Source organism: Halomonas sp. KX33721 (assembly GCF_001596805.1).
GTDB classification, from domain to species: Bacteria; Pseudomonadota; Gammaproteobacteria; order Pseudomonadales; family Halomonadaceae; genus Vreelandella; species Vreelandella aquamarina.
Genome location: NZ_LVIA01000065.1, coordinates 1 through 2720, shown reverse-complemented (window position 1 = coordinate 2720; position 2720 = coordinate 1). Strand labels below are relative to the sequence as shown.

3 protein-coding genes are annotated in these 2720 nt (G+C 55.4%); all 3 read left to right on the top strand.

Annotated features, from left to right (window positions below; genetic code table 11):
• Positions 1-636 precede the first annotated feature (636 nt).
• Positions 637-1755: a muconate/chloromuconate family cycloisomerase gene (locus tag A3220_RS16185; RefSeq protein WP_062375972.1), complete on the top strand. Its 1119-nt coding sequence runs from the start codon at positions 637-639 to the stop codon at positions 1753-1755.
• 63 nt (positions 1756-1818) lie between these two features.
• Positions 1819-2109 (top strand): muconolactone Delta-isomerase, encoded by a 291-nt coding sequence (catC, locus tag A3220_RS16180; RefSeq protein ID WP_062375970.1) that lies wholly within the window; start codon positions 1819-1821, stop codon positions 2107-2109.
• 66 nt (positions 2110-2175) lie between these two features.
• The coding region (locus A3220_RS16175; RefSeq protein WP_290123756.1) for a dioxygenase at positions 2176-2720 on the top strand (545 nt) is incomplete at its 3' end.

The following is a 2720-nucleotide window of genomic DNA, read 5'->3' as shown; positions in this document are numbered from 1 at the left end:
AGATCATCCTCGACTTCGGGCAGGATATCGGGCGCATGACGGTGCTCAAGACGCTGCGGAGCCGACTGCGTTATCCACGAGGAACGCCATGCTGACCGTCAATCGGCGACACTCTATCCACAAGCAGTTCCAAGCGACACGCGATCGCCAGATATGTCGTGCCTGGCGGGTGGAAAGGCATGACAAAACGGGCCGTCAGCACCGATCAGCACGGTGGGTTTTGGCAATAACGGGCTTGCGAAAGCCAACTTGCACGGGGCGAATGATCAAAAAGTGCTCGCTGGCGGTGATAGGGAAAGTGTCGGCGCCGGCTTCACGGATTCAGGGGTTATCCTTTTGTCGCAAATACGATCATGACCTAATGACACCATGACCTGGGGCTGTGGTCGATTTTGTTTTTTTCAACCTATTGATTAAATTGATTTTTTTTAATACTTAGGGCGCAGAATGTTTTTCTGAACGTTGAAACAAAAAATATGTGTTAGTAACAGCCAAACAATGTAGTAACACTCAAGGGCTGTCATGTGTGGTTGATACCTCTTCGGTATGACTAGGCACCTAAACAATATTGGTTCCAGCTTCTAACGCCAATCAAACTGATACCCAATCAAATGATTGCCAGAAGCTGGAGCTGCCATGTCAACCGTCATCCAACATATTGAGACGATACTGGTCGATTTACCGACTATCCGTCCCCACAAACTTTCCATGACCACCATGGCTTGCCAGACCATGGTGATTGTCCGCATGCGTCACTCTGATGGCATCGAAGGTCTTGGCGAAGGCACCACCATTGGCGGCCTTGCCTATGGGCCGGAAAGCCCGGAGAGCATCAAGCGTAATATTGATACCTATTTAGCTCCCCTCTTGATTGGCCAGCCCTCTCACAATGTACACCAACTGCGCTCCCGCCTTCATCGACATGCCCGTGGCAACATGATTGCCAAATCCGCGCTTGAAACCGCGCTATTAGATGCCCAGGGCAAACGCCTGGGGCTGAGTGTAGCCGAGCTGCTTGGCGGCGCACGCCAGGAGCACTTGCCCGTGCTATGGACGTTGGCCAGTGGTGATACGGCCAAGGATATCGACGAGGCTATGCTGCGTTTAGAGCAGCGTCGTCACTGTGACTTCAAACTAAAAATCGGTGCCAACCCGGTGGAACAAGACGTACGCCATGTGGCAGCGATTAAGGAAGCATTGGGCGACCGGGCCAGCGTTCGCGTTGATGTTAACCAGGCTTGGGATGAATCCACGGCGGTACGAGGAATCCAGGCGCTGCAGGATGCTGGTATTGAGCTCATTGAGCAGCCCATTCCCGCCCGTGAATACGCCGGTCTCGTTCGCTTAGCGAACCGTTTCAATGTCCCCATGCTCGCCGACGAAGCCGTACAGGATGCTCGCGATGGGTTGGATCTCATCTGCAGCGGCTTTAGTGGCGCCTTTGCTCTGAAGATTGCTAAATCCGGTGGTATTCACGGTGCACTGGAGCTGGCGCATCTTGCCCAAGCAGCGGGCATTGGCCTCTATGGCGGCACCCTTTTGGAAGGCACCATCGGGACGGCCGCCTCCCTGCACGCCTGGGCGACCCTGCCGGAAATGGCCTGGGGAACGGAAATGTTCGGCCCGCTGCTGCTGACCGATGACATTGTCATTGAGCCGCTTCATTACACCGAGTTCGGGGTTGCCCTGCCGCAAGGTCCTGGGCTGGGGATCAGCTTAGATGAAGATAAATTGACATATTACGCACGTAAATAAACGACACCGCAAATAACGTCATGCCACTGTCTGCGTTTGCCCGTGATGAAAGAGGAGAGCTATATGCTGTTTCAAGTAGAGATGACGGTTAAATTGCCGCCCGATATGCCAGCCGAGCAAGCGGCAAAGATCAAGGCGACCGAAAAGGCGTATTCTCAAGAGCTGCAGCGCCAGGGAAAATGGCGTCACCTGTGGCGGGTGGCAGGTAGCTACTCGAATGTCAGTATTTTTGACGTTGAAGACAACGCCGAGCTGCAAGAACTGGTCAGTAACTTGCCGCTATTCCCTTACATGGAGATCAGCGTCAAGCCCCTGTGTCGTCACCCCTCCTCAGTGCGCGACGATGACAGCTAGTTCTCCACGTAACACGCCCGTTCATATGAATAAAACAACACCCTATAACAAATAGAGGGTTTCACCATGACCGTAAAAATCTTCGACACCCCCGAAGTCCAAACCTTCCTGAATGCCGTGGCGGGTCTTGACCAAGCCGGTGGCAACGACCGCGCCAAGCAGATTGTCCATCGTCTGGTCGGCGACCTGTTCAAGCTGATCGACGACTTCGATGTCAGCGAAGAGGAGTACTGGGCCGCCGTGAACCTGCTCAACGCGCTGGGCAGCCAGACCCAGTTCGGCCTCTTGTCCCCTGGGCTCGGGTTTGACCATTTCCTCGATATGCGCCACGACGCCATCGACGCCGAAGCCAAGCGCACCGGCGGCACCCCGCGCACCATCGAAGGTCCGCTCTACGTGGCCGGCGCCCCCGAGGCGGAAGGCTTTGCGCGGATGGACGATGGCAGCGACCCTGATGGCGAGACCATGTGGCTCACCGGCCAGGTGCGCGACGTGAACGGTCAGCCGATCCCCGGCGCCAAGGTCGAGATCTGGCACTGCAACTCCAAGGGCGGCTACTCGTTCTTTGACCCTTCTCAGGACGAGTACAACATGCGCCGCACGATCTATGC

Bases quoted from the DNA above. Each gene is read 5' to 3' on its own strand.
- catC (WP_062375970.1), top strand. From the start codon at position 1,819: ATGCTGTTTCAAGTAGAGATGACGGTTAAATTGCCGCCCGATATGCCA.
- A3220_RS16185 (WP_062375972.1), top strand. From the start codon at position 637: ATGTCAACCGTCATCCAACATATTGAGACGATACTGGTCGATTTACCG.